This window comes from Mesorhizobium sp. B2-3-7 (assembly GCF_006442695.1).
Classification (GTDB): Bacteria; Pseudomonadota; Alphaproteobacteria; order Rhizobiales; family Rhizobiaceae; genus Mesorhizobium.
The window spans coordinates 350,961-376,832 of the sequence record NZ_VFVV01000001.1 but is presented as its reverse complement, the minus strand read 5'-3'; the positions used below and the strand labels follow the sequence as shown (position 1 = coordinate 376,832).

Sequence of the window (25,872 nt, the reverse complement as noted above, 5' to 3'; positions counted from 1 at the left end):
GCCCTCGGGACAACGGCCAGCTCCGTCTGGCCTATGGCCGTGCGAGGCCTTTGCCCGCAAAGTGGTTGCGAACACCCCTTGCGAGGATGCCATGCGAAAGCTGATCTCCACCGGTTCGCCCTTCGAGAAGACCGCCGGCTATTCGCGCGCCGTGGTGCAGGGCGACTGGTGTTTCGTGTCCGGAACGACCGGCTATGACTATGCCTCGATGACGATGCCGGAAACCGTCGAGGCGCAGACGCGCAATTGCCTGGCAACCATCGCCAGTGCCTTGCGGGACGGCGGCTTCGACATGGAAGATGTGGTGCGCGCGCATTACTATATCACCGACCAGGCCTTCGTCGACGTGGTGTTCCCCATTCTCGGCGAAGCGTTCGGCGAGATCAGGCCGGCGGCAACGATGATCGTGTGCCAGCTCAACAGACCGGAGATGAAGATCGAAATCGAGGTGACGGCGCTTCGGCGCACAGACTGAGGAGGCCAATGCCATGGCAGTGCGGCGTATCGTAGCCAATATCGAAACAAAGGACGCGGCATCGGCGAGGCGCTTCTACCATGACGTGCTCGGCCTCGATGTGCTCATGGATCAAGGCTGGATCGTCACCTACGGGTCCGAGGAAAGGATGCAGGTACAGGTCAGCTTCATGGCGCAAGGCGGGTCGGGCACGCCGGTGCCGGACCTGTCGATCGAGGTCGACGACGTTGATGCCGCACTCGACGCCATGAAGGCAGCCGGCTTCGCCATCGAATACGGGCCGGCCGACGAGCCCTGGGGCGTGCGGCGCTTCTATGTGCGCGACCCTTTCAACCGGCTGGTCAACATTCTCTCGCATCGGTGAAACATCTGCAAAGCGCCGAGGCGACTGCTGACCTGGACATGCTGGCGGGACAGCGCCCCCCTCTGGCCTGGCGGCCATCTCCCCCTCAAGGGGGGGAGATTACGCACTTAGCCGCCTTCGCCAATTGTTCTTCCTTGCGTCGCAACCGCTTGGCGGTTAGCAAGGCCGCGGTCGCACAGCGCCGCGCGCCTCATTGGCGCGCGAAGGATGCTGTGCAAATCGAAACGCATTCTTTCTGGGACGGCTCTCCATGGCTTCGAAACATCTCTTCCTGCTTCCCGGCGACGGCATCGGCCCCGAGGCCATGGCCGAGGTCAAGAAGCTGATAGCGGCCATGAACGAGAAGCTCGGCAGCGGCTTCGCCACCGACGAGGGGCTGGTCGGCGGCTGCGCCTACGATACACATGGTGCCGCGATTTCCGATGCCGACATGGAAAAGGCTGTTGCCGCCGACGCCGTGCTGTTCGGGGCCGTCGGCGGTCCGAAATGGGATGCCGTGCCTTACGAGGTTCGCCCCGAGGCCGGCCTGCTGCGCCTGCGCAAGGACATGGAGCTGTTTGCCAATCTCAGGCCCGCGATCTGCTATCCGGCGCTGGCGGCGTCCTCCTCGCTGAAGCAAGAGGTGGTCGAAGGCCTCGACATATTGATCGTGCGCGAACTGACCGGCGGCGTCTATTTCGGCGAGCCCAAGCAGATCATCGATCTCGGCAACGGCCAGAAGCGCGGCATCGACACCCAGGTCTACGACACATTCGAGATCGAGCGCATTTCGGGCGTCGCCTTCGAATTGGCGCGCACGCGCAAGAACCATGTCACCTCGATGGAAAAGCGCAACGTCATGAAGTCCGGCGTGTTGTGGAACGAGGTCGTCACCCAGACCCACAAGGCCCGATATTCCGACGTCAAGCTCGACCACATGCTGGCCGATGCCGGCGGCATGCAACTGGTGCGCTGGCCCAAGCAGTTCGACGTCATCGTCACCGATAACCTGTTCGGCGACATGCTGTCCGATATCGCCGCCATGCTGACCGGCTCGATCGGCATGCTGCCTTCCGCCTCGCTCGGCGCGCCTGATGCCAAGACCAAGAAGCGCAAGGCGCTTTACGAGCCGGTGCACGGTTCGGCGCCCGATATCGCCGGCAAGGGCATCGCCAACCCGATCGCCATGATCGCTTCCTTCGCCATGTGCCTGCGCTATTCCTTCGCCATGGTCGATGAAGCCGACAAGCTCGAAGCGGCAATCGCCGCCGTGCTCGACGACGGGCTGCGCACCAAGGACATCCTCTCCGCCGGCATGACCGAGGTCGGCACCGTCGAGATGAGCGACGCGATCATCGCCAAGTTCCTGGGCTGAGCCCATGATGATCGCCGTCCGCTGGGCGACGACCGGCGACGCGACGGCGCTCGCCACGATGCTGTGCGAAATGGCGGTGTACTACCGGCAGCCGCCGCTCGACCACGAGCGCGCCTTGTCGGCGGCACGCAAATGGCTGGATGAGGAAAGCCCGGCCTATCCGCATTTCGCGCTGGCCTTCATCGGGGCCGAGATCAGCGGCCTGGCGTCGGTAGCGATCGCGCATCCCGGCATCGACCTCGAGCGGCTATTGTTCCTCAAGGATCTGTTCGTGCGCGACAAGGCTCGCAACGCTGGGGTCGGCCGGGCGCTGGTCGGCTTTCTCGCCGACCATTGCCGGCGCCACGGCATCGGCCGCATCGACCTGACCACCGAGGACTGGAACGAAGGCGCGCTGCGCTTCTACGACCGGCTTGGCGCCGAACGCCACGGCCAGAAGATCTTTCTCAGGCTTTCGGGCGAGGCGCTGGGGGCGGTCAGACCCTGACGCCCGCCGGCACCGGTCCCCAAGGATTTTCGCCCAGCTGAGGCGGCATAAGCCCGAAGACTAGCACGGCGATGCCGCCAATGAGCGGGACGAAGCAAAGCAGGGCAAACCAGCCGCTCAGGCCGGCGTCATGCGCACGCCGTACGAGGAGCGCAATGCAAGGCAGGATCAATCCCGAAAAGAAAACCAGTAGGGGTATGAACCCTATGAACCCCATCGGCGTCCTGTCCGCGTTGGTTTCGAAGCCGTTGATCGCCAGTTCAACAAGTATCCCGAAGCCGAAAAGCGCGAGCACCCCGAGGGTGTAGAATAGCCAGAAGGCCCAGAATTCCTTGCGGCGGGAGCGTCCGGTGAAATTACCATAATCCGCGATCACCGCGCGCCAGAAATAAGCCCACAGCCCTGTGGAGTAGGCGGGACGGCTTCGGGCAGAACGGCTGGTCTGCCGTGGCTGACTGGTGGTTGACGACGATGCGGCCGAGGCCGTGGCGACAATGTTGTGCGCCGTGCCGTCGCCCGGCTGGAACTCGACAAGGGTACCCTTGCCGAGGGGCAGTTCCAGGCTGAAATCGATACGGGAAAAGATGTAGCGTTTGCCGTCGGTTCCGTTGATGTAACCGTAGTCCTGGCCTTCGTCATAGTGGAACACCGTCCCGCGCATGCTCTGCCCCATTTCACATTGCGTCGCGAGACGCTACTTAAAGTTGCACGTAATTGCAATACGCACGCAGGGCTACGTTCTGGCGCCCGCCGGCACCGGTCCCCACTGGTTCTCCCGGGCCTGGGTCGGGATGAGCGCGAAGACCAGGATGATCAGGCTGCCGATGGTGGGGATCAGGATCACCAGGAAAAGCCAGCCGGTCAGGCCGATATCGTGCAGACGACGCACGGTCATGCCGAGGCCAGGCAGAAAGGTCGCAAGTAGGAAAAGGCCGAACAGGCCAATCGTCACCGCCGGCATTTCAGCGTCGTCGAGATTGCCCATCGCGGCATCGGCGAAAATGCCGATGCCGGTCACTGCCAGCAGCGCGACGAACCAGAACAGGCAATAGGCCCAGTATTCCTTGCGGCGGGCGCGGCCGGTGAAGTTGAAATAATTCTCGGTGATGCCGCGCCAGAAATAACCCCACAGGCCGGGCTCGGCCGGCCCGGTGCTGGCGGCGCGGCCAAAATGCCGCGGCTGTGCGATTTGAGCAGCGGAAGAGACGGACGCACCGGTTCGCGCATGGGCGCCGGCGGCCACGCCGGTTGGAGGCGCGGATTGGGCGCCGGCCGGGAAGATGTCGCGCGCCTGGCCGCCGCCGGGCTGGAATTCAACGGCCGTGCCTCGGGCAATTGCGATTTCGCGGCGCAGATCCTCACGCGCGAAAGTATAGCGCTCACCATCCGCCCCGGTGATGAAGCCGAAGCCCTGGGTCTCGTCATAGTGAAGAACTTCGCCGCGCATGCCCCGATCCCCCGAACGCCCGACCAGACTGTTCAAAGTTCCGGCGGATCGCAAGGGGCAGCATGAAAATGCGACGGCTGGCGCGGCAGCCATCGTGACGGCATGGCCGGGAGACCTCAGCTCGGCCGCTTCTTCGCCTTCTTGGGTTTCGGCGGTCCGGCGTTGTCGAATTTCGGCTTGCCCGGCTTTTTCGCCCAGGGCTTCGCGTCAGATGCGGCGGGGCGCTGGTCGCCAGCCGGCGCGCGCTTCTCGAATTTGCGCTTCGGCGCGTTCGGGTCGAACGGCGCCTTGCCGCGATGCGGTTTCTTGTCCGGACCTGGCGGCTGGTAGCCGGCGCGCGACAGGTCCGGCATGCCGTCCAGCCGTTTCACCACGATGTTACCCTGCAATTTGCGGTCGGGACCAACGGCGGCGAGGAAACGGTCGGCCCAGTCGGCGGCGATCTGCACGAAGGTCTCTTCCGGCTGCATCTTGATGGCGCCGATCTCGCGCTTGGTGATGCTGCCGGTGCGGCACAGCATCGGAATCAGCCAGCGTGGCTCGGCATTCTGCCGGCGCCCGACCGACAGCGAAAACCAGACGCTGGCGCCGAAATCGTCGCGGCGGCTGGGCGCCTCGTCGCGGCGCGCGAAGTTTTCGCCCGCCGGTCTTTCACGCGACGGCGTGAACGGCGCGACGTCCATCAGATCCTCTGGCGCCGAGCGGCTCGAGCGGCACAGCCGCACGAAGGCGGCCGTCACCTGCTCGGCGCCGTGCTTGGCGAGAAGCGCGTCGATGAAGCCGCGTTCGTCGTCCTTCACCGGTTCATCGAAGGTGGGATCGGCAAGGATGCGCTCGTCATCGCGGCGGATCACGTCGTCGGCGGATGGCGGACTTGCCCATGTCGCGGTCAGCTTTGCGCTCGCCAGCAGGCGTTCGGTTCGCCTGCGGGCGCTGTTGGGCACGATCAGCGCGCTGACGCCCTTGCGACCCGCGCGTCCGGTGCGGCCGCTTCGGTGCAGCAGCGTTTCCGGGTTGGTCGGCAGGTCGGCATGGATGACCAGCTCCAGATTGGGCAGGTCGATGCCGCGCGCCGCGACGTCGGTGGCGATGCAGACCTTGGCGCGGCCATCGCGCATCGCCTGCAGCGCGTGGCTGCGTTCGTTCTGGCTGAGCTCGCCCGAGAGCGCGACGACTGAAAAATTGCGGTTGTTGAAGCGTGCGGTGAGATGGTTGACGGCGGCACGGGTGTTGCAGAACACCAGCGCGTTTTTCGCCTCGTAGAAACGCAGCACATTGATGATGGCGTTCTCGCGATCGGCCTGGGCGACGCTGAGCGCCCGGTATTCGATGTCGAGATGCTGCTTCTCCTCGCCGGCGGCCGAGATGCGCACGGCGTCACGTTGATAGCCCTGGGCGAGGGTTGCGATGGAGCGCGGCACGGTGGCCGAAAACATCAGCGTGCGGCGCTCGGCGGGGGCGGCGTCGAGGATGAATTCCAGGTCCTCGCGAAAACCGAGATCGAGCATCTCGTCGGCTTCGTCCAGCACCACCGCCTTCAGCGCCGACATGTCGAGCGAGTTCCGCGTGATGTGGTCGCGCAGCCGACCGGGGGTGCCGACGACGATATGGGCGCCGCGCTCCAGCGCGCGCCGTTCGGTGCGCATGTCCATGCCGCCGACGCAGGAGGCGACCGTGGCGCCGGTCAGCTCGTAGAGCCATTCCAGTTCGCGCGTCACCTGCAGCGCCAGCTCGCGCGTCGGCGCCACCGCCAGCGCCAGCGGGGCCGCGGCATGGGCAAAGCGGTCGGCGCCGCCGAGGAGCGTCGGCGCCATGGCAAGGCCGAAGGCCACCGTCTTGCCGGAGCCGGTCTGCGCCGACACCAGCGCGTCGGCCTGGCCAAGTTCCAGGACCGCCTTCTGCACCGGCGTCAGTTCGGCATAGCCGCGTTTTTCCAGCGCCTTTGCCAGCGCAGGAACAAGTGCTTCGAAGTTGGACATCTCACTCTTTCGGAATTCAGGGCTTGCGCTCATCATGGAGCACATACAGGGCTGGCGCAGCGCCAGCCAGACGATCTCGCCCGTTCGTACTTGCTGGCGCCGCTCTTGTACAGGGCAGGCGGCACCGCCTTCCCTTCTCCCGCAAGGAGGGAAGGAAGAAACACCACTGATTGACTCCTGCCGCAAACCGCGTAAAAGCCCGCTTCGAACGGGATCGTTTTTCGATGCGCGGCCTTTTGATGGCTCTTCTTGCATTCGATGCCCCCAGCCGCAATGAGCATCATTGCGCCGGGCGTTTCGGCGCGTCCCCCCGTTCCAGCAAAGTAACGGCCAAAACCACCACCAAAACGGTGTGATTCCCTTGGCCTGACCACCCTCTCCCGGGTTCGGCCCGGGGGACGGAACCCGCACCTGGTCGGCGGGTTTTCTCCAACAACCAAGCGGAGAGGGATAGGAGATCTTTATGAGTTTCAAGGTTGCGGTAGTTGGCGCCACGGGCAATGTGGGCCGCGAAATGCTCAACATACTGGAAGAGCGCGGTTTTCCGGTCAGCGAAGTGGTGGCGCTTGCCTCGCGCCGCAGCCAGGGCACGGAAGTGTCGTTCGGCGACCGCACGCTGAAGGTCCGCGCACTCGACACCCACGACTTTTCCGACACCGACATCTGCATCATGTCGGCCGGCGGCAATGTCTCGAAGGAATGGTCACCCAAGATCGGCAAGCAGGGCTGCGTCGTCATCGACAATTCCTCGGCCTTCCGCTACGACGCCGACGTGCCGCTGATCGTCCCGGAAGTGAACCCGGATGCGATCTCGCTGTTCACCCGCAAGAACATCATCGCCAACCCGAACTGCTCGACGGCGCAGCTCGTCGTGGCGCTGAAGCCGCTGCATGACGCGGCCACCATCAAGCGCATCGTCGTGGCCACCTACCAGTCGGTGTCGGGCGCCGGCAAGGAAGGCATGGACGAGCTGTTCACGCAGACCCGCGCCGTGTTCGTCGCCGACCAGGTCGACGTCAAGAAGTTCACCAAGCGCATCGCCTTCAACGTGATCCCCCATATCGACGTTTTCCTCGATGACGGCTTCACCAAGGAAGAGTGGAAGATGGTCGCCGAGACCAAGAAGATGCTCGATCCCAAGATCAAGCTGACGGCGACCTGCGTGCGCGTGCCGGTGTTCATCGGCCATTCGGAAGCGGTCAACATCGAGTTCGAGAACCCGATCACCGCCGACGAGGCGCGCGACATCCTGCGCGAGGCGCCGGGCTGCCAGGTCTTGGACAAGCGCGAGGACGGCGGCTACATCACGCCGCTGGAATCGGCCGGCGAGGACGCCACCTTCATCTCGCGCATCCGCGAGGATTCGACCATCGACAACGGCCTGTCGATGTGGATCGTTTCCGACAATCTGCGCAAGGGCGCCGCCCTCAACGCAGTGCAGATCGCCGAACTGCTGGTCGAGCGCGGCCTGATCCAGCCGAAGAAGAAGGCAGCCTGACGGCTGTTTGGCTTTCGCTCGCGGGCCGCACCGCCGCTGCCGCGGCTGGCCCTCCGCGAGGGCGCCGGACGACCGGCGGCCCGCAGTCGCGGGCTCGGCCTTCGGCCGTTAGCTCACCTTCCCCCCGTCCTTATATGGGGAGAAGGTGCCGGCAGGCGGATGAGGGGGGCGCCGGCCTATGTCCGATTTTCCGCCGCCAGTTCCCGCAGCAACCTCATCGCTTCCTCGGCCCGGTCGACCGGCACGAACAGATGGTCATGATAGAAGGCGGAGACGGGATTGACGCCCATGCCGGCGGCGGCGAGGCGTGCGGTGATGGCGGCGAGGAAGCCGACGGCTTCCAGCGACGAATGGATGTTCAGCGTTATCATGCGGCAGCGGAAAACGGCTTCCAGCCCGGCTGCCTGCGCCTCGTCTTCGGGCAGGATCAATGTCGTGCCTTCGCATTCGCGAAACAGCATGACCGCTTCGAGTCCTTCCGGAACCGATACACCCGCCGGCAGCGTGGCGAAGACATGGATGCCGGCAATCAATTGCGGCATCATCGACGCCAGCAATGTCTTCAGATCTGTCTCTCCGGCCATCTCGCCTGCTCTTGTCTGACGGGCCACGCCCGCCAGCTTTTCATATACGCGACCGAAGCGGGCCGATAGCCACGCCGGCGCGCTGCACGGACAACCCGGCGAGAGAACTGCGCTGCGGCGTGAGAGCATCAACGATTTCATATGCTTGCCGGAGATCGGCATGGCCTTGGCAGGCGCGGCGAAGCGCCGGCCTTCAATGTCTAGGGATCAAATCGGCCGCCTGGGAGTTAGGAACATGGCGGCGAGGACGGCGATCCCCGTGAGAGAGGAACGACAATGAAGAAAATCATGACCATTCTGGTGCTGACGGCAGCGCTTGGCGCCTGTTCGCAGACGGAAAAAGGCGCGGCCGTCGGCGGCCTGGGCGGAGCAGCGGTCGGCGCGGCGGTGGCGGGCGATCCCGTCCAGGGCGCCGTGGTCGGCGGCGCGGTCGGTGCCGTGGCCGGCGCGCTGATCGGGCGGGCCAGCGAACCGGGCCGCTGCCGTTATCGCGACAGCCGCGGCCATGTCTATGTCGATCGTTGCCCGAGCGGCTATTGAGCGGCAGCATCCGCCCAATGAATTCGAAAATAGAAAACGGCGGGCTAAGGGCCCGCCGTTTCGAAAAAGCCGATCGGTGATCGATTACTCGGCCGTGGCGGGCTCCGCGTCGGCCGGCGCGGCCGCAGCCGCCGCGACGGCGGCAGCGGCGTCGTCCTGCGCCTTCTTCAGAAGCGCGGCGCGCTCCTGCGCCTTCTTGCCGGGCTCGGCCTTCTTCGGATTGGAACGGGCGTCGCGCTTGGCGAGGCCGGCCTCATCGAGGAAGCGCAGCACGCGGTCGGTCGGCTGGGCGCCGTGCGAAAGCCAGTGCTTGACGCGCTCTGCGTCAACCTTGACGCGCTCGCCGTCCTTCGGCAGCAGCGGGTTCCACGAGCCGAGCGACTCGATGAAACGGCCGTCGCGCGGCGAGCGCGCGTCGGCGACGACGACGTGGTAGTAGGGACGCTTCTTCGAGCCAGCGCGGGCCAGTCTGATCTTCAGTGCCATTTCTTATCTCCTAAAAGCTCTGATTTCGTTGGTAGGGTTGCGGCTAAATCCTTGTCTTCAGCCGGTTTTCGTCACGCCGTTGGCAGCGGCGATCTGTTCGTGGTGGCGGATCACTTCGCGGACGACGAAATTGAGGAATTTCTCCGCGAAATCCGGGTCGAGATGCGCATCGTCCGCCAGCTGGCGAAGACGGGCGATCTGCTGCTGTTCGCGCGCCGGGTCAGCCGGCGGCAAGCCATGCTCGGCCTTGAGCAGGCCGACCGCCTTGGTGCAGCGGAAGCGCTCGGCCAGCATGTGGATGAGGGCGGCATCAATGTTGTCGATCGAAGCACGGTAGCCGGCCAGGATGGTGCGGGCGTCCGCCATGTCCTTTTCCTCGTTCATCGCGTCCTCACTTCTTCTTGCCGAGGCCAGGCAGACCACCGCCGCCGAGACCGGGAAGTCCGGGAAGCTTCATGCCGCCGGGCAAGCCGGGCAGGCCACCGCCGCCGGGAAGGCCGCTGGGCAGGCCCTTCATGCCGGCGGCCTGCGCCTGCTTCTGCAAGGCTTCGAGCTGCTTGGGATCCATCTTGGAGAGGTCAGGCATGCCGCCCATGCCACCGGGCATCATGCCGCCGAGGCCCATCTTGGAGGCGAGCCCGCCCATCATGCCGCGCATCAGGCCGCCGCCTTTGCCCTTGCCGCCCATCGCCTTCATCATGTCGGCCATGCCGCGATGCATCTTCAAGAGCTTGTTGATCTCGGCCGCGTCGGTGCCGGAGCCGGCGGCGATGCGCTTCTTGCGCGAGTGCTTGAGAATGTCGGGGTTGGCGCGCTCGGCCTTGGTCATCGAAGAGATGATGGCGAGCTGGCGGCCGAACATCTTGTCGTCGAGACCGGCGGCGGCCATCTGGTCCTTCATCTTGCCCATGCCGGGCATCATGCCCATGATGCCGCCCATGCCGCCCATTTTCGACATCTGCTGAAGCTGCTGGGCGAGGTCGTTCAGGTCGAACTTGCCCGACTGCATCTTTTTGGCCATCGCCGCCGCCTGCTCGGCGTCGATGTTCTCGGCGGCTTTTTCGACAAGCGAAACGATGTCGCCCATGCCGAGAATGCGGTCGGCGATGCGCTTGGGATGAAATTCCTCCAGCCCGTCCATCTTCTCGCCGGTGCCGATCAGCTTGATCGGCTTGCCGGTGACGGCGCGCATCGAGAGCGCGGCGCCGCCACGGCCGTCGCCGTCCATGCGGGTCAGTACCAGCCCGGTGATGCCGACGCGCTCGTCGAAGCTCTTGGCGAGGTTGACGGCGTCCTGGCCGGTCAAGGAGTCGGCGACCAGCAGGATCTCGTGCGGGCCCGACACCTTCTTGATGTCGGCCATCTCGACCATCAGCGGCTCGTCGATATGGGTGCGGCCGGCAGTGTCGAGGATGACCACATCGTGACCGCCGAGCCTGGCCGCCTGCACGGCGCGCTTGGCGATATCGACCGGGTTCTGGCCGGCGACGACAGGCAGCGTCGCCACCTTGACCTGCTCGCCGAGCTGGCGCAACTGCTCCTGCGCGGCGGGGCGCCGCGTGTCGAGCGAGGCCATCAGGACCTTCTTGTTCTGACGCTCGGTGAGCCGCTTGGCGATCTTGGCCGAGGTCGTCGTCTTGCCGGAACCCTGCAGGCCGACCATCATGACGACGACAGGCGCCAGTGCGTTGAGGTCGACGGCGACGCCTTCGGCGCCGAGCATGTCGACCAGCTCGTCATGCACGATCTTGACGACCATCTGGCCGGGCTTGATCGACTTCAGCACCGCCGCGCCGACCGCCTTCTCGCGCACCTTGTCGGTGAAGGAGCGCACCACTTCCAGCGCCACGTCGGCCTCGAGCAGCGCACGGCGCACCTCGCGGAGCGCCGCCGAGACATCCGCCTCCGACAGCGCGCCGCGGCCGGTCAGGCCGTTCAGGATGGAGCCAAGGCGCTCCTGAAGTGATTCAAACATTCTGTTTCCTTTTCCCTGGCAACCGGATGGTGCCCGAGAGGTAATGCGTTCGCGCCAAGTGTCCAAGTCTCGTGGCAAGCAAAAGCCAAAACCAAAAAGCACCCGGGGGCGCACAGCGCTGCCGGGTGTTGGCCTCCAGGATCTGTTTACAGCACTTGGCCTCAAAGAGGCTTCGGCGTCCTGGTCGGCTTGCTCGGAGGGATACTCGTCGCGGAATTCGGGGCTGTAGACAGGAAAACGGCCGCGGAGTCAAGACAAGGACCGTTCCGCCGGTCTCCCCGCGCAGCAATCAGGTCGCCTTCGTTCCGTCTGCAGGTTCGGCCGAGACGCTCAGCGGCGAGCGCGGATGCAAAAGCAGCAGGGCCGTCAGCAGGCTGCAGGCGATGCCAATCATGGCGATGAGGACCGCGTCCGACGTCGCCCAGCCCGGCCCTTCGAGTGGTCTGGCGGTAAACAAGGCGAAGGAATTGTAGCTCTCCTGATGCGAGATCAGCAGGAAGCCGGTCAGATTGTTGCCGAGATGGGCGCCAAGGGCCGCGCCGAGGTTGCCGGTGGCATAGACGACAAGCGTCAGAAGCAGTGCAAAAGCGGCGATCGAGACCAGCACGCAGGCATTGATGGCGGCCGAGGCGCTCGCGCTCCAGTGCAGTGAGGTGAACAGCAGGCCCGGCAGCAGTGCCCAGACGAACGGGCTCCTGAACCGGTAGGCAAGACCGCGCAGCAGGTAGCCTCGGAACAGTACCTCTTCCGATGATGTCTGCAGAAAAGTGAGCGCGAGGATCGGGATCAGGAACAGCAGCCAGGACGACAGGGCGATCGAGCCGCGCGCGATCTCGGGCTGCATCAGGTAGAGCAGGACCTCGGACACGAGCGAAGTGACCAACACCGCGACCAGTCCCTTGACGAAACCCGAGCGCGAAATGCGACGGCTGTTGCCGAGGAGCGCCGACAGCTTCTCGCCATGCACCCAGCGCATGGCGATCCACAAGCCGATCCAGATGCCGGCGAAAGACGCGAGCGCGGTGAGAATGCCGATTGGCGACGCAAGGAAACCCTGCATGCCGCCGGCGGGCGCAGCCGCGCCTTGCGCTGTCCGCCAGGCGAAAAAGGCATAGGTGCCGCCCAGCAGCACGACCGCCGTCGACGCGGCCCAGAACAGGACGACGATCCCGGTCCCGAGAAGCAGGCGCGGCAGAGTCGTCTTTTCGTTGGCTGTGTTTCGATAGTGCTCGAAGACGGCAGGGTCCGATATCACGCTCTCTCGCAAGCTGGTGCTTCGCGTCGCATGATCTATGGGATCGGGCGGTTCTGCGCAATCATTCCTGTTCGGTACGCCCCGCCAGCCTTCGGCGCATTTGCGCCGCCCTCGCCTGCCTGCCGGCAGGCGAAAGGCATGCTCCGATGATTACCCCCGTGTCCTATCCGCCTCAACGCACCACATACACGATGCGCCGCGTCTGCGGGTCGATCAGCGCCGGCTGGCCGTTCACATAGACGTAGCGGTAGTCGTAATCGGGGATCTCGCGCAGTTCGACACTCTCGGGCAAAACGGCCCCGGTGACCACCTCGCCCTCAAGATAGACAGGGTCGACGCGATGCGTGTCGACATAGGTCCTGACTTCGGCGGGAGGCTGCGGGATGGCGTCCTCGACCGGCTCGCCGGCGATGATCGAGCCGGTGTAGTCGGTGGAATAGCCCTCGGGCGGCGACACGACGGCGACGCTGGAGCCGAGCGGACGTCGCGTCAACACGACCCGGTTGCCGCCGAAATCAGCCGTCACATAGTCCGAATAGACCCAGCCCTGGCCACCGGCTTCGGCGATGGTGCACCATTTGCTGTTTTCGATACAGCCATTGAGCGTCGCCGACTGGCCGGCGGCGAGCACGCCGATGACAGGATATTGCGGGCCCGGGCCAGCGCGGACATTGAGATCGGTGATTGCGGAGACGGGGGTGTCGGCCATGGCGGCGCCCGAGAAGAGCGTGAGCATTCCGGCGACCGCGGGAAACAATACGGATTTCATGGTTTCTCTCCGTTTCATGGTCCCTCGGCAGCGAAAACGGGAGAGCGGCGCATGCGTTCCAGCTAAAATGTTGAAGCCAACTCACGATTTGTTCCCGTTTCTTGCGGCAGGCCGGTCAGAAGGTCGTGAACGAAGGCCAGTTTGCGCGCCGCGACATCCGAGATGACGAAGGGGTAGAGGTCGGGCAGACCCATGCAGCGATTGATGGAATTGGAGGCTTCCGACAGCACCAGCCAGCGCGACAGGATCTTTTCGAACGGTTCGGGAGCGGGTGTCGGTTCGGACGGCGCTGGTTGTAGCATGCCCCCGGTATCGCCTTGGGGCAATTCGTTGGCTTCCACCGTCTCCAGCCGGCCGAGCGGGAAGTTCAGCGCATGGACCATTTCCAGCGTGTCGGTGATATGCAGGTGGTGGGCCCAGCTTTCGGCCCAGTCCTCCCAGGGATGGGAGGTGGCGTAGGACGAGATGTGGCGTTGCTGCCAGTCGGGTGGGGCACCATTGGCATAGTGGTTCTTCAATGCCTGCTCGTAGCCGGTGCGCTCGTCGCCGAACAGCGCGCGGAAGGCGTCAAGCCTTTGCGGATTGTCGCGGATCAGCCGGTCCCAGTAGTAGTGGCCGAGCTCGTGGCGGAAATGGCCGAGCAAGGTGCGATAGTTCTCGCCCATCTCAACGCGCCGCCTTTCGCGCTCGGCGGAGTCGGCTTCGGCGACGTTGAGGGTGATCAGGCCATTGTCGTGGCCGGTCAGGATGCGCTCGCCGCCCGGGCCGCCGCCGATCGGATCGGCAAGGAAGTCGAAGGCAAGGCCGGCCTCGTCGGCGGGGTTCTGCTTGGGCGTCACCGGCAGTCCGAAAGCCAGCAGCGAATAGACCGCGCGCTTCTTCGCGGCCTCGACCCGTATCCAGCGGCGGCGGTTGCCGTCGACGGAGAGGTCCGGGATCAGCTGGTTGAGCGCGCAGGCGCGGCAGAAGGGCTGTCCCGGCTCGGCCATCCAGTTGCAGGCGCATTCGTCGGCGTTGGCGCATGGGGAGCCGCCGTCGGCACCGGACAGGGCAAAGCAGGCGCGCTGCGGATCATAGAGCACGGCACTGGAGCAGTTCAGGCACCGGGCGTTCTCGAAATAGAGACGATGGCCGCAATGAGGACAGTCGAAGAGTTTCATCTCGGTCTCGGACCAGGGAACAGGGGAAGGCGCGTCGTGCAAAACGCCGGCCGACAGACGTCGTTCCCGACTGTGACGTCATTGAGCAACATGGCGCAAGGATCGTCAGGCCATGGGTGGTTCTTGCCACAATATTTGCTTGATCGTAGGCAAATTCCCTTCCATTGGCCAGCTTGCGCGCGCGACAGTGACAAGTGCGCGTTTCACTGGCAAATTCCGGCCGGGACGTGATTCAGGCAACCAGGAGAGAACAACATGGCATTTCTTGCCAAAGGTAAGATGTTTGCAGCGGCCACTGTGGTGGCGATGCTTGCGCTGGCGACGGGCGCACAGGCGGCGGCCAGCTGTGGCAAGACCGGAGCCGGCTTCGATGCCTGGAAGCAGGACTTCGCAGCGGAGGCCAGGGCCGAGGGCGTGGGTTCGAGAGGACTGGCGGCCCTGGCGGGCGCGACCTACGCGACCAGGACCATTTCCGCGGACCGCGCCATCCACAAGGCTTTCAGCGGCTCGGTGGAAGCCTTCATGAAGCGCCGCGGCGGGGCGGCGATCATTTCCAAGGGCCGGGCGCTGAAGAAATCGAATGCGGCGCTGTTCGACAAGATCGAACGGACCTACGGCGTCTCGCCGGGCGTGCTGCTTGCCATCTGGGGCATGGAGACGGGCTTCGGCGCCTCTATGGGCAACCAGAACACGGTGTCCGCCATTTTGACGCTTGCCTATGACTGCCGCCGTCCGGATTACTTTCAGCCGCATGCCATTGCGGCGCTGAAGCTGGTCGATCGCGGAACGTTGACCGCCTCGTCGGTCGGGGCCATGCATGGCGAGATCGGCCACACGCAGTTCCTGCCCGGAAATGTCCTGAAATATGGAGTGGGCAGCGGAAACCTGCGCGACAAGAGCACCGCGCTGGCTTCCACGGCCAACTTCCTCAAGGCGCATGGTTGGCAGGCCGGCGCGAGCGCTCAGTCGAATATGGGTGCAATTGCCGGCTGGAACTCCGCGAGTGTCTATCAACAGGCCATCGCCCGTATCGCCACGGCGATCGATGGCGAGTAATCGTTAGGGCAGTTCACCGTTTCACGGAGACGGCGAACCGCTCTATGTCTTTGTTTTTGCGCAATTCCCAAGGGAAAGCGCTACGCGCTTTTCCCGGGAAAACGGACACACTTTTCCTGGAATTGCTTTTCAGCAGAAAGCCCGGCCGCGTTGCCGGGTTTCCTGTTCGCTGACCGGTAAAGCGGTCAGTCCCGGCGGTTGCGCGCCGCCAAGGTCCGCAGCCTCAGCGCATTGAGGCGGATGAAGCCGGCGGCGTCCTTCTGGTCATAGGCGCCGCGGTCGTCCTCGAAGGTCACCAGCGCGTCGGAATAGAGCGTCTTCTTCGACTTGCGGCCGGTAACGATGACATTGCCCTTGTAGAGCTTCAGACGCACCGTACCTTCGACATCCTCCTGGCTCTTGTCGATCATCGTCTGCAGCATCAGCCGCTCGGGCGCGAACCAGAAGCCGTTGTAGATGAGTTCGGCGTAGCGCGGCATGAACTCGTCCTTGAGGTGGGCAGCTCCCCTGTCGAGCGTGATCGATTCGATGGCTCGGTGGGCAGCGATAAGGATGGTGCCGCCGGGGGTCTCGTAGACGCCGCGCGACTTCATGCCGACGAAGCGGTTCTCGACGAGGTCGAGCCGGCCGATGCCGTTGTCGCGGCCGAGATCGTTGAGGGCGGCGAGCATGGTTGCCGGCGACAGCTTCTTGCCGTCGAGCGCGACCGGATCGCCCTTCAGGAACTCGATCTCGATCTCGGTGACCTTGTCCGGCGCGTCCATGGGCGAGACGGTGCGCTGATGGACGAATTCCGGCGGCTCGCTCCACGGGTCCTCAAGCACCTTGCCCTCGGAAGAGGAATGCAGGAGATTGGCGTCGACCGAGAACGGCGCGTCACCCTTCTTGTCCTTCGGCACCGGAATCTGGTGCTGCTCGGCGAAGTTGATGAGGTCGGTGCGCGACTTGAACGACCAGTCGCGCCAGGGCGCGATGACCTTGATATCGGGATTGAGCGCATAGGCCGAAAGCTCGAAGCGCACCTGGTCATTGCCCTTGCCGGTGGCGCCGTGGGCGATCGCGTCGGCGCCGGTCTCCTTTGCGATCTCGACGAGGTGTTTCGAGATCAGCGGCCGGGCGATCGAGGTGCCGAGCAGATAGGTCCCTTCGTAGACGGCGTTGGCGCGGAACATCGGGAAGACGAAGTCGGCAACGAATTCCTCGCGCACGTCGACGATGCGGATGTCCTTGATGCCCATCATCTCGGCCTTGCGGCGCGCCGGCTCCAATTCGCCGCCTTGGCCGAGGTCGGCGGTGAAGGTGACGACCTCGGCGCCGAGCTCGGTCTGCAGCCATTTCAGGATGATTGATGTGTCGAGGCCGCCGGAATAGGCGAGCACGACCTTCTTGACGTCTTTTGTTTTCGACATTTGCTGTTTCCGCGACAAGAGTTCTCGGCCGGCGAGGTATCACGCCGTTTCCGGTCACCGCAAGGGATGAACGGGGCAAGGCGCGGAGAAACAGGCATACGGGACAGCTGGATCATCCTTTCCGTCGCACAGCCGCTGGCAACGGCAGGCCCCGTTCATTATAGCTGCGTATCGAAAGTCAACGGGCCTACCATGTCCTTCATTCCCGACACCGCAACGCTGATCCAGTTCGCCATCGCCACGTTCATCCTGGCGATCACGCCCGGACCGGACATGACGCTGTTCGTCTCGCGCACACTGAGCCAGGGCCGCGCCGCCGGCTTCGCCTCGATGGCGGGGGCGCTGTGCGGCACGCTGATCCACACCACCTTGGTGGTGGTCGGTGTCTCGGCGCTGATCGTCGCCTCGCCGATGGCCTTCTTCGTGCTGAAGATCTTCGGCGCCGGCTATCTCGTCTTCCTGGCCTGGCAGGCGATCACCAAGGGTTCGGCCTTCTCGCCGGAGAAGAAGACGGGCCCGCAAATCTCGCTGTTCCGGAGCTGGATGGTGGGGCTGGGCGTCAACCTGCTCAACCCGAAGATCATCCTGTTCTTCATGACCTTCCTGCCGCAATTCGTCTCCGCGCATGATCCGCACGCGCCGGGAAAGCTGTTCTTCCTCGGCGCCATGTTCGTCGTGCTCTCGACCCCGGTGACGACCCCGATGGTGCTGGCGGCGGAGAAATTCTCGGCGGCGATGAAGGCCAGCCCGCGCGTGACGCGGGTGGTCGACTATCTCTTCGCCGGCGTGTTTTCCGCGTTCGCGCTCAAAATCCTGACTGCCCAGGCGAAGTAGGATTTTGCTGTTCGCTGCTGATCTCTTCCGAACCGGAGGTCAGCAAAGCTCCCTGCTTACGTGGGCGCTCGGTTCGAGGTCAGGGTTCGGCTTTCCACCAGGTTCCGGCCCAGCGCCCGGCGCTGAGCCAATAGAAGATGCCCCCGACCATGCCGCCGCCGATGACGGCGGCCATGGCGCGCGGCTCGGTGACGGCGAATGGCGTGTCGCCCATCTGGTCGGCGAAGCCGACGAAGACGGCGGCGACGATCGCACCGGCCAGCGCATAGAACAGCCAATCGCGCCGGCCGAGAATCTCGGCGATCAGAATCACGAGGGCCGCCGGCATGAAGGCGAAATAGGCGGCAAACAGCGCGACGAAGGGGATCGAGAAATAGAGCGAGGCGGTCGCCGCCGGCTCCGCATGCGCCGGCGTGTAGCCGAGGGAGGCCAGGAACAGGACATTGAGGAACGCGCTGGCCGCCAGCGCGGCGACGGCATAGCCGAACAGGATGACGGCAAGGCGCACGATATAGGCGACGAGACGGGTCATTGCGAATCCCGGCGTAAGGGATGGCCGGACTTGCGCCCGGCCAGAAACCAGTAGACCGAACCGGCGGCAATGCCGGCGGTGGCCAGGAACCCGAGAAAGCCCGGGTTGAAAACAAACCCTCCGGCCGAGCCCGGGACAAGAACCCCGAATGCGATGGACGTGATCGCGCCCGTGGCCGCGAAGTAGAACCAGCCCCGAAGCGACAAGCGTTCGGCCATGAAGATCGCGGGGCCGACGATCAACAGCGCGCAGACCGCCACCGTCGCTACCGCGAGCGGGAAGGAAACCAGCCAGTCGAATGCGAAAACGATGGACCAGTTGCCATATTCGAGCCCTTCCAGAAGAGCGATCAGCAGCACAGGCACCAGGATCGAGGTCAGCACGGCGGCGATATAGCCGACTGCTATGAAGACGAAGCGCTTGAGCCCGGCGACGAGACGCCTCACGCCTCGCCGTGCCCCGCGATCATCATGGCTTCCAGCGCCAGCCGGTCGACTTTGCGCATGCGCTCCGATTCCGATTTGAGCTGGCCGCAGGCGGCGAGGATGTCGCGGCCGCGCGGCGTGCGGATCGGCGAGGCATAGCCGGCGTTATTTATGTAGTCGGCGAATTTCTCGATCGTCTCCCAGTCCGAGCACTGGTAGTTGGTGCCGGGCCAGGGGTTGAACGGGATCAGGTTGATCTTGGCCGGAATGCCCCTGAGCAGCTTGACCAGCGCCTTGGCGTCGTCGAGGGAATCGTTGACGTCCTTCAGCATCACATATTCGAAGGTGATGCGCCTGGCGTTCGACAGGCCGGGATAGGCGCGGCAGGCGGCGATCAGCTCCTTGAGCGGATATTTCTTGTTGATCGGCACCAGAAGGTCGCGCAGATCGTCATTGGTGGCGTGCAGCGAGATGGCGAGCATGACGCCGATCTCCTCGCCGGTGCGGAAAATCTCCGGCACCACGCCTGAGGTCGACAGGGTAATGCGGCGCTTCGACAGCGAAAGGCCGTCGCCGTCGGAAGCAATCAGCAGCGCCTTCTTGACCGCCTCGAAATTGTAGAGCGGCTCGCCCATACCCATCATGACGATGTTGGACACTTTGCGGCCCTCGGCCGGCACGATGGCGCCGTCGGGCGTGTCGCGGTCGGGGAAATCGCCGAGCCGGTCGCGCGCGGTGAGCAACTGGGCGAGGATTTCCTCGGCAGTCAGGTTGCGCACCAGCTTCTGCGTGCCCGTGTGGCAGAAGGAGCAGGTCAGCGTGCAGCCGACCTGCGAGGAGATGCAGAGCGTGCCGCGGCCTTCCTCGGGGATGTAGACGGTCTCGATCTCGACCGGGCGGCCGGCGCCGCGCGGCGGGAAGCGGAACAGCCATTTGCGCGTGCCGTCGGCGGAGACCTGCTCCTCGACGATCTCGGGCCGCGCCACGGTGAAATGCTTGTCGAGTTCGGCGCGAAGATCCTTGGAGATGTTGAACATGCCGGCGAAATCGGAGACGCCGCGCACATACATCCAGTGCCAGAGCTGCTGTGCACGCATTTTTGCCTGGCGCTCCGGCACGATGCCGGACGCGACGAGCGCCTCGCCCAGTTCGGCGCGCGTCAGGCCGATCAGCGACGGCTTTTCCGGCTGTATCGCGCGGGCGCGCAACGCGTCGCGGGCGCCTTCGGCGGTGAGGTCGAATGAAAGGGTCATGGTTGCACTGATATAAGCGGTTTGCTGCCGATTTCATCCATCGGCCGGATATGAAGCGCGGCCCATAGCACAGCTTGGCGGCGGAGTCATGCGATGGCGAGGCGATCCGTGTGCCGACCGATTGACAGATGCGCCGGCCGGTCAGACCTGCGGTCCGTGCTTTTCGCCCGAAAACGGATCACTTGATCGTGTTGAAGTAACGGTTCTCACCGCGTGTTCGAACCCTGAATGGGGCAACCATGCCCTGACAAATGGGAGTACGCACGATGAACTCTATCAAGCTCGCCGTCATTGCCGGCTTCGTCGGCCTTTCAGCCTCGCAGGCATTTGCCGAAGACGCGATGGGCACAATGACCATGATGAAGGCAGGGCAAGTCACGGCAATCATGCCGGACGGGCATATGGGCACCATGACGCCGGACGCGAAAATGAGTGCCGAGATGATGAAGATGGCAAAGCCGATCAAGCACTGCATGATGATGATGACCGACGCCAAGGGCAAAGCCTTCATGATCGACACGTCGACCAAGAAGGCTCAGGCGGAATGCGAAAAAATGGCCATGTGAGGCCTGCCGTCGATCGATATTCCCGCCGGCTCGAAGGTCGGCGGGAGCCCATCCGAGCCTTGTTCCCGCAGACCACTCAGCACACGCAGGTCGAGATATCCACCTGTCGATGTTGAGGGTGTCTCATGATCAATGCGGAGACGACGATCATTGCGCCGAACCGGCATAACTCATGGTTCCTTGTTCATGGTGCCAAACCGCAGCCATGGACTTTTGCTCCACGTCCGTCTTCCATTTCACGTTTGATGCGAACGCTTGATCGAGGCCATGCCTGTGTTAGGGCTGGGGCTCCGTCGAGAGGACACACATGAACGGTACAGTGCGAAAATACCCCTTGCTGCGGCGTTCGCGCGCGATGTGGGGCTCTCGCCGGGTGTGGCAGCCGCGGCTGGTGTTCTGGGCCGGCGCGATCTGCATCGGCGTGATCAGCGTGCTGTTCGCGGTGCTCGCCGACAAGGCGCAGGCGCTGTTCCATGCCATGACCGGCGATGACGGCGGCTGGCGTTTCTATCTGCCGCTGGCGATCACGCCGCTCGGCTTCGTGCTGTGTGCCTGGCTGGCGCAAGCCTTCTTCCCGGGCTCGCAAGGCAGCGGCATTCCGCAGGCGATCGCGGCGCGGCATCTGCGCGACGACGACGACCGTGGCCACATCCTGTCGCTGAAGCTGGTCGCGGGCAAGATCGCGCTCACCCTGGTCGGCCTGTTCTGCGGCGCTTCGATCGGCCGTGAGGGACCGACCGTGCAGGTCGGCGCGTCGTTGATGCTGCAGGCGGCACGCTGGGGCGGCATGGCGCAGGCGCGCGGCCTGATCCTGGCCGGCTCGGCCGCCGGCATCGCGGCCGCCTTCAACACGCCGCTGGCCGGCATCGTCTTCGCCATCGAGGAAATGGGCCGCACCTACGAAGCGCGGACCAACGGGCTGGTGCTGACGGCGGTGATCCTGGCCGGCATCGCCTCGCTCGGCCTGCTTGGCAACTACACCTATTTCGGTGTCTCGAAGGAGACGATCTCGTTTGCCGCCGAGTGGCCGCTTGTGATTGCCTGCGGCGTCATCGGCGGCGGCCTCGGCGCGCTGTTCTCGCTCCTGGCGCTGAAGGCGACGCGCCGGATCCGGCGCTGGAACACGGGGCAGCCCTTGCGGCGCGTCCTGCTGGTCGCCGCCATCTGTGGGCTCGGCGTCGCGGCGATCGGCATCGCCTCGGGCGGCCTGACCTTCGGCACCGGCTACGCGCAGGCGCGCGGCGCCGTTGAAGGCACGCCGCTGCCCTGGTTCTTCTTCGCCGAGAAGTTCCTTGCCGGGCTGCTGTCGATGGTCTCGGGCATTCCGGGCGGCATCTTTGCGCCTTCGCTTTCGGTCGGCGCCGGCATCGGCAGCTCGCTCGGCCTCGTCTTCGGCGCCAGCACGGGTGCGGCCGCGTTGCTCGGCATGGCCGGTTATTTCGCCGGCGTCGTGCAGGCGCCGATGACGGCCTTCGTCATCATCCTGGAGATGACCGGCAATCACGACAATGTCATCGCGCTGATGCTGGCCTCGATGCTGGGCTACGGCACGGCGCGCATGATCTCGCGCGAGCCGCTCTATCATGCGCTGTCGCGCGTCTTCATCGCGGAAGCGATCCGCCGGCGCAGGGCGGAGGCGGCGCCGGAACCAGGTCCGGCGTGAAAAACAAAGGCCGGACCCAGCGGTCCGGCCTCTCTGTTCAAAGCGAAATTTCGACTATTTGCAGTTGGCGATCGACGACAGCGCCGCCGAGATGCCTTTCAGCGAGAAGACGTAGGAGGTGGTGTTGCCGCGGCCGGACTTGGCCTGCACCTTCATGTCGGTGCCGGATTTCATGGCGGCGATCAGCACCGGCTCCTCGGCGGCGTTCTCGACCCAGGCCGACTTGCCGCGCGTGAACATCGAAAACGTCTTCTTGTCGATTGTGACGGTGGCCTTGGAGTTTTCCTGGAAAGTGTAGCCGGCGATGAATTGCGGCTCGTAGGATACCTGCTGGCCGGGCCGCTGGCTGACGAAGAAGAACATGTCGCCATGGTCGAGCGTCGGCGGCTGCTTGTCGGTCGGCACGGTGAGGACATAGCAGACCTTGCCGCCCGATGCCTGGTAGCTGTAGGTGCCCCAGGCATTGTGCTGGCCGATCTTGGTCGCCTGCTGCGCCATCGCCGGCGCTGCGAAGGCCACCAGGACCAGGCTCGAAACTGTAGCAATCAATCCGCGCATCGTTTTTCCCGTATTCCAAATGGTGCGGAGGCGGGCCGCGTGGCGTCCTGCCGTCGCTTCATTTTGATTTAATCTGGGTTACCAAACGGTGAATTACCTCTGAGAAAAGGACGCTCACCCCAGGAAACCGCCGCCGTCTTCGCGCCGCCGCCTTTCAAGCGGCTGGCGCGATGTCCCTTCGGCGACTTGGAGGGCATGAAAGCGGCAAGAGTTTGACTTTTCCACAAGCCCCCTGAACGCTGGTGTCCAGCGCGCGCGAAGGCCGGTTCCAGGGCTCAGCCCTTGTCCGATATGGCGTCCTTGGCGGCCTGCCGGTGCGCCGGCGTGATATGGGCGCTGACGGCGGTGATCGCGGCGGTGAGCACGGCGATATCGTCGGTGAAGCCGAGGCCGAGGATGAAGTCGGGGACCATATCCACCGGCAGGACGAAATAACCGAGTGCCGCCACCAGGATGCCTTTTGCGCGCAGCGGCGTGTTCTTGTCCATGGCGCAGTAATAGGCCGCGACGACATCTTCCATGAACGGGATCTGCCGCGCGGCCTTCTTGGCCGTGCGCCAGAATTTCTCGCGCACCTCGCCCTCACCGCCCAGCCTGTCGCCAAAGCCGAAGAAATCAAAACCGGATTTTTGCGCCATCAATTTCTCCTTGCGGGCTCATGCGCTTGCCTGCGCATGGCCGCGGGGCAAAATGTGGTGAAACCCGACGCTTGCTGCAAGAGCTTGGGAGATCGCTGGCCTGAAAATCGGATCAATCTTTACCGTGCTGTCCTGCGGATCAGGTGATGTCGGCCTAGCGGACACTCCACTGGCAGTCGTCCTCCCTTGGAGTTCGGCGGCAAACGCACCTCCCGTCGTCATTCTAGGGCGAAGCAAGGAGCGAAGCGACGCGGCGCAGACCCTAGAATCCATGCCGCGACTCAAGAGCGACGCAGCGGTGCTGAATTCTGCTCGACTGCACCCCTTAGTCAACGTCGCGGCATGGATCCTCGGGTCTGCGCGTCCGCTTCGCTCCCGCTCCGCCCGTGGCTGACGAAGCCGGGGTTGCCGCACCTATGAATTACCCTAGCCAGCAAAGCGGTCCATTTTCTTCGCCAACTCGATGTCAAGCGCCGTGACTCCGCCGGCATCGTGCGTGTTCAGCGTCACGTCGACGGTTTTGTAGACATTCGACCAGTCGGGATGATGGTCCATCTTCTCGGCCGCAAGCGCGACGCGGGTCATGAAGGCGAAGGCTTCGGAGAAATTCCTGAAGGTGAACGTCCGTTTGATGGAAGCGCCATCCGCAGCCAGCGACCAGCCTTCGAGGTCTGTCAGCGCCGCGACGATGGCTTCCTTGCCAAGTTTCTCTCTCGTCATGTCCGGTTCCTGTGCTATTTCGAAGATGACTTTCACCATAGCGCCGGATCGATGAGCACGAAGCCCATAAAATCCATTCTGTTCGTCTGCCTGGGCAACATCTGCCGTTCGCCGCTGGCGGAAGGCGTGCTTCGTTCCGTGCTGACGGAACGTGGACTGGGCCGGGACATAGTGCTCGATTCAGCCGCAACCAGCGACTGGGAGGCGGGCTCCGCCCCCGATCGGCGTTCGATCGCCATCGCGTCGCGCCACGGCATCGACATATCGGAACTGCGGGCACGCAAGATCGCGCCCGAGGATTTCTCGCGTTTCGACCTGATCTTCGGCATGGACAGGTCGAACGTCGCCGACCTGAAGACGCTGGCGCCCGCCGGCGTGCGCGACCGCATCCACCTGTTCCTGGAATTTGCGCAGGGAAAGGCGCGAGACGTGCCGGATCCCTATCACGACGGCGAGGAAGCCTTCGCCGAGGTCTACCGCATGATCCGCGAAGCGTCGGAGGCGCTGGCGACGCGGCTTGCCGCGCGCGTATCGGCGCCCGACAGCGGCCAGGCTTCCTCGACGATGTAGGGGCCGCCGCCGACCGAATCGCGCGACGACATCAAGACGAACCGGCTGATGCGGAACGGCAATGTCGAAAAATTGCCGCGCGCCGAAAGATATTGGGCGACGTCCAGCGGGCTCGAATTGCGCAGGCGGGCCAGTGTGACATGCGGCATGAACTTGCGCGGATCGGCCGGAATGCCGAGCCGCTGGCAGATGCGCTCGATTTCAGCCTGAAGCGCCGAGAGATCCGGCGAGGCAGAGACCCCGGCCCATACGGCATGGGGTTTCCTCTGGCCGAAAGCGCCGACGCCCGCCAGCGTCAGCGGGAAGGAGGGGCGGTGGACGCGGTCGAGCGCGTTGGCGATCTCGTCGGCGACATGGCCTTCGACATCGCCGATGAAGCGCAGCGTCAGATGATAGTTCTCGACGTCGATCCAGCGGGCCCCGGGCAGGCCGCCCCTGAGCAGGGACAGCGAAAGGGCGGCGTCACGCGGAATTTCGAGGGCGGTGAAAAGACGCGGCATGAAGAGCCTCCCTTCCTCGAATCGAACTGTGCCCCCAGCGAATCATCGATAATCAAGCGGGGCAAGAGGTTTGTTGGTCACAGGTCTCGTCAAAAAGATTTCCCCAACGGAAAGGGCCTATCCCGTCTTACGATCCTCCCGGCGCCGCCGCGATGGCCTTCTCGACCGCAGGCAGGATGCGCTCGACCATCTGGGCGACCCCCTTGGCGTTCGGATGCAAGCCATCCTCAAGCTGCAGGGCGGACTGGCCGGCTACGCCGTCGAGAAAGAACGGGTACAAGGTAACGCCGTATTTTGCGGCCAGTTCCGGGAAGATGACGTCGAAGGCGTTCTGATAGTCGGCGCCGAGATTGGGCGCTGCGCGCATGCCGGCCAGCAGAACGGCGATCTTGCGCTCTTTCAACTTGGCCAGCATCGTATCCAGGTTCTTGCGGGTGATGTCGGGCGAAACGCCGCGCAGCATGTCGTTGGCGCCGAGTTCGAGGATGACAAGCTGCGTGCCGTCCGGCACCGACCAGTCGAGCCGCGCCAGCCCGCCGCTGGAGGTGTCGCCGGAAACGCCGGCATTGGCGACGGTCACATCCCTGCCCCTGGCGCGCAGCGCCGCCTGCAGCCTGTCGGTAAAACCTTCGTCGGGTCCGAGGCCGAAGCCGGCCATCAGGCTGTCGCCGAAACCGACGATCTTGAAAGGCTCGGCGCGTGCCGACGAAATGGCGCCGCAAATGGCGAGGAAAACGATCAGGCCTGCGGCAATTCTGCGTTGGAAAGACATGCG

Annotated in this window: 30 protein-coding genes; 11 read left to right on the top strand and 19 right to left on the bottom strand. The window is 64.3% G+C overall.

What is annotated here, in order from left to right:
* The first annotated feature begins 91 nt into the window (after positions 1 to 91).
* From FJ940_RS01940 to FJ940_RS01925, 4 genes are all read left to right on the top strand, one after another.
* Positions 92 to 475: a RidA family protein gene (locus FJ940_RS01940; protein ID WP_140524557.1), complete on the top strand. Its 384-nt coding sequence runs from the start codon at positions 92 to 94 to the stop codon at positions 473 to 475.
* Between the two features lie 13 nt (positions 476 to 488).
* A complete protein-coding gene (locus FJ940_RS01935; RefSeq protein ID WP_140559208.1) occupies positions 489 to 839 on the top strand; it encodes a VOC family protein in 351 nt (116 codons plus the stop codon).
* 250 nt (positions 840 to 1,089) lie between these two features.
* Positions 1,090 to 2,193: a 3-isopropylmalate dehydrogenase gene (gene leuB / locus FJ940_RS01930; RefSeq protein WP_140655021.1), complete on the top strand. Its 1,104-nt coding sequence runs from the start codon at positions 1,090 to 1,092 to the stop codon at positions 2,191 to 2,193.
* A 4-nt stretch (positions 2,194 to 2,197) separates the two neighbouring features.
* The gene (locus FJ940_RS01925) at positions 2,198 to 2,680 is read left to right on the top strand and encodes a GNAT family N-acetyltransferase (protein ID WP_140514042.1); all 483 of its coding nucleotides are present in this window, start codon (positions 2,198 to 2,200) and stop codon (positions 2,678 to 2,680) included.
* On the opposite strand, the gene FJ940_RS01920 is transcribed toward FJ940_RS01925, so the two are convergent.
* The 3 genes from FJ940_RS01920 to FJ940_RS01910 form a co-directional block, all read right to left on the bottom strand.
* Positions 2,670 to 3,341, bottom strand: coding sequence for a DUF805 domain-containing protein (locus FJ940_RS01920; protein WP_140514041.1), 672 nt, complete (start codon positions 3,339 to 3,341; stop codon positions 2,670 to 2,672). The two genes, FJ940_RS01925 and FJ940_RS01920, sit on opposite strands and share 11 nt — an antisense overlap.
* Before the next feature lie 72 nt (positions 3,342 to 3,413).
* Complete coding sequence (locus tag FJ940_RS01915) at positions 3,414 to 4,127, bottom strand: DUF805 domain-containing protein (RefSeq protein WP_140492138.1); 714 nt, start codon at positions 4,125 to 4,127, stop codon at positions 3,414 to 3,416.
* A 116-nt stretch (positions 4,128 to 4,243) separates the two neighbouring features.
* On the bottom strand, positions 4,244 to 6,106 hold the full coding sequence (locus FJ940_RS01910; RefSeq protein ID WP_140514040.1) for a DEAD/DEAH box helicase: 1,863 nt from the start codon (positions 6,104 to 6,106) through the stop codon (positions 4,244 to 4,246).
* Positions 6,107 to 6,569: 463 nt separating this feature from the next.
* Between FJ940_RS01910 and FJ940_RS01900 the strand changes: the two genes are divergently transcribed.
* Positions 6,570 to 7,604: an aspartate-semialdehyde dehydrogenase gene (locus FJ940_RS01900; RefSeq protein ID WP_140655018.1), complete on the top strand. Its 1,035-nt coding sequence runs from the start codon at positions 6,570 to 6,572 to the stop codon at positions 7,602 to 7,604.
* Positions 7,605 to 7,780: 176 nt separating this feature from the next.
* On the opposite strand, the gene FJ940_RS01895 is transcribed toward FJ940_RS01900, so the two are convergent.
* Entirely contained in the window at positions 7,781 to 8,188 is a 408-nt protein-coding gene (locus FJ940_RS01895) for an ACT domain-containing protein (protein WP_140524566.1), read from the bottom strand.
* A 276-nt stretch (positions 8,189 to 8,464) separates the two neighbouring features.
* Here FJ940_RS01895 and FJ940_RS01890 point away from each other — a divergent pair, with 276 nt between their 5' ends.
* A complete protein-coding gene (locus FJ940_RS01890; RefSeq protein ID WP_140492153.1) occupies positions 8,465 to 8,728 on the top strand; it encodes a glycine zipper domain-containing protein in 264 nt (87 codons plus the stop codon).
* Between the two features lie 84 nt (positions 8,729 to 8,812).
* Here FJ940_RS01890 and rpsP read toward each other — a convergent pair whose 3' ends face one another.
* The 6 genes from rpsP to FJ940_RS01860 form a co-directional block, all read right to left on the bottom strand.
* Complete coding sequence (rpsP, locus tag FJ940_RS01885) at positions 8,813 to 9,214, bottom strand: 30S ribosomal protein S16 (protein ID WP_140628282.1); 402 nt, start codon at positions 9,212 to 9,214, stop codon at positions 8,813 to 8,815.
* A gap of 57 nt (positions 9,215 to 9,271) precedes the next feature.
* Complete coding sequence (locus FJ940_RS01880) at positions 9,272 to 9,598, bottom strand: chorismate mutase (RefSeq protein ID WP_140492160.1); 327 nt, start codon at positions 9,596 to 9,598, stop codon at positions 9,272 to 9,274.
* Between the two features lie 7 nt (positions 9,599 to 9,605).
* Complete coding sequence (gene ffh, locus FJ940_RS01875; protein WP_140655015.1) at positions 9,606 to 11,189, bottom strand: signal recognition particle protein; 1,584 nt, start codon at positions 11,187 to 11,189, stop codon at positions 9,606 to 9,608.
* Positions 11,190 to 11,478: 289 nt separating this feature from the next.
* Positions 11,479 to 12,444: a type II CAAX endopeptidase family protein gene (locus FJ940_RS01870; RefSeq protein WP_140655013.1), complete on the bottom strand. Its 966-nt coding sequence runs from the start codon at positions 12,442 to 12,444 to the stop codon at positions 11,479 to 11,481.
* Positions 12,445 to 12,616: 172 nt separating this feature from the next.
* Positions 12,617 to 13,213: a DUF1236 domain-containing protein gene (locus tag FJ940_RS01865; protein ID WP_140559212.1), complete on the bottom strand. Its 597-nt coding sequence runs from the start codon at positions 13,211 to 13,213 to the stop codon at positions 12,617 to 12,619.
* Positions 13,214 to 13,275: 62 nt separating this feature from the next.
* The gene (locus FJ940_RS01860) at positions 13,276 to 14,373 is read right to left on the bottom strand and encodes a putative zinc-binding metallopeptidase (RefSeq protein WP_140524572.1); all 1,098 of its coding nucleotides are present in this window, start codon (positions 14,371 to 14,373) and stop codon (positions 13,276 to 13,278) included.
* A 255-nt stretch (positions 14,374 to 14,628) separates the two neighbouring features.
* Between FJ940_RS01860 and FJ940_RS01855 the strand changes: the two genes are divergently transcribed.
* Positions 14,629 to 15,429: a lytic transglycosylase domain-containing protein gene (locus tag FJ940_RS01855; protein ID WP_140559214.1), complete on the top strand. Its 801-nt coding sequence runs from the start codon at positions 14,629 to 14,631 to the stop codon at positions 15,427 to 15,429.
* A gap of 185 nt (positions 15,430 to 15,614) precedes the next feature.
* Here the strand turns inward: FJ940_RS01855 and FJ940_RS01850 are convergent, their stop codons facing one another.
* Positions 15,615 to 16,838: an argininosuccinate synthase gene (locus tag FJ940_RS01850; RefSeq protein ID WP_140492178.1), complete on the bottom strand. Its 1,224-nt coding sequence runs from the start codon at positions 16,836 to 16,838 to the stop codon at positions 15,615 to 15,617.
* Positions 16,839 to 17,030: 192 nt separating this feature from the next.
* Here FJ940_RS01850 and FJ940_RS01845 point away from each other — a divergent pair, with 192 nt between their 5' ends.
* A complete protein-coding gene (locus tag FJ940_RS01845; RefSeq protein WP_140550602.1) occupies positions 17,031 to 17,672 on the top strand; it encodes a LysE family translocator in 642 nt (213 codons plus the stop codon).
* Between the two features lie 79 nt (positions 17,673 to 17,751).
* Here FJ940_RS01845 and FJ940_RS01840 read toward each other — a convergent pair whose 3' ends face one another.
* Genes FJ940_RS01840 through rlmN form a run of 3 tightly spaced genes read right to left on the bottom strand, consistent with a single transcriptional unit; the run spans position 17,752 to position 19,882 of the window.
* Positions 17,752 to 18,204 carry a hypothetical protein gene (locus FJ940_RS01840; protein ID WP_140580217.1) on the bottom strand — a complete coding sequence of 151 codons (453 nt, stop codon included), beginning with the start codon at positions 18,202 to 18,204 and terminating at the stop codon, positions 17,752 to 17,754.
* Positions 18,201 to 18,650: a hypothetical protein gene (locus tag FJ940_RS01835; RefSeq protein ID WP_140580216.1), complete on the bottom strand. Its 450-nt coding sequence runs from the start codon at positions 18,648 to 18,650 to the stop codon at positions 18,201 to 18,203. The genes FJ940_RS01840 and FJ940_RS01835 overlap by 4 nt, the downstream gene beginning before the upstream one ends.
* Positions 18,647 to 19,882 carry a 23S rRNA (adenine(2503)-C(2))-methyltransferase RlmN gene (rlmN, locus tag FJ940_RS01830; protein ID WP_140492190.1) on the bottom strand — a complete coding sequence of 412 codons (1,236 nt, stop codon included), beginning with the start codon at positions 19,880 to 19,882 and terminating at the stop codon, positions 18,647 to 18,649. Before rlmN ends, FJ940_RS01835 begins: the two co-directional genes overlap by 4 nt.
* 266 nt (positions 19,883 to 20,148) lie before the next feature.
* On the opposite strand from rlmN, the gene FJ940_RS01825 reads away from it, so the two are divergent.
* Both FJ940_RS01825 and FJ940_RS01820 read left to right on the top strand, forming a co-directional pair.
* The gene (locus FJ940_RS01825; protein WP_140492193.1) at positions 20,149 to 20,448 is read left to right on the top strand and encodes a hypothetical protein; all 300 of its coding nucleotides are present in this window, start codon (positions 20,149 to 20,151) and stop codon (positions 20,446 to 20,448) included.
* Positions 20,449 to 20,755: 307 nt separating this feature from the next.
* Positions 20,756 to 22,111, top strand: coding sequence for a chloride channel protein (locus tag FJ940_RS01820; RefSeq protein ID WP_140492196.1), 1,356 nt, complete (start codon positions 20,756 to 20,758; stop codon positions 22,109 to 22,111).
* 54 nt (positions 22,112 to 22,165) lie between these two features.
* Here FJ940_RS01820 and FJ940_RS01815 read toward each other — a convergent pair whose 3' ends face one another.
* The 3 genes from FJ940_RS01815 to FJ940_RS01805 form a co-directional block, all read right to left on the bottom strand.
* On the bottom strand, positions 22,166 to 22,669 hold the full coding sequence (locus FJ940_RS01815; RefSeq protein WP_140492199.1) for an invasion associated locus B family protein: 504 nt from the start codon (positions 22,667 to 22,669) through the stop codon (positions 22,166 to 22,168).
* A 275-nt stretch (positions 22,670 to 22,944) separates the two neighbouring features.
* Positions 22,945 to 23,307, bottom strand: coding sequence for a YkvA family protein (locus tag FJ940_RS01810; protein WP_140492202.1), 363 nt, complete (start codon positions 23,305 to 23,307; stop codon positions 22,945 to 22,947).
* A 426-nt stretch (positions 23,308 to 23,733) separates the two neighbouring features.
* Entirely contained in the window at positions 23,734 to 24,027 is a 294-nt protein-coding gene (locus FJ940_RS01805; protein ID WP_140554789.1) for a 4a-hydroxytetrahydrobiopterin dehydratase, read from the bottom strand.
* Between the two features lie 51 nt (positions 24,028 to 24,078).
* Between FJ940_RS01805 and FJ940_RS01800 the strand changes: the two genes are divergently transcribed.
* Positions 24,079 to 24,597: a low molecular weight protein-tyrosine-phosphatase gene (locus FJ940_RS01800; protein ID WP_140492208.1), complete on the top strand. Its 519-nt coding sequence runs from the start codon at positions 24,079 to 24,081 to the stop codon at positions 24,595 to 24,597.
* On the opposite strand, the gene thpR is transcribed toward FJ940_RS01800, so the two are convergent.
* Together thpR and FJ940_RS01790 are read right to left on the bottom strand one after the other, a co-directional pair.
* Complete coding sequence (gene thpR, locus FJ940_RS01795; RefSeq protein WP_140559221.1) at positions 24,501 to 25,097, bottom strand: RNA 2',3'-cyclic phosphodiesterase; 597 nt, start codon at positions 25,095 to 25,097, stop codon at positions 24,501 to 24,503. The genes FJ940_RS01800 and thpR overlap by 97 nt on opposite strands.
* A gap of 127 nt (positions 25,098 to 25,224) precedes the next feature.
* Entirely contained in the window at positions 25,225 to 25,869 is a 645-nt protein-coding gene (locus FJ940_RS01790) for an arylesterase (protein WP_140655010.1), read from the bottom strand.
* Between the last annotated feature and the right edge of the window lie 3 nt (positions 25,870 to 25,872).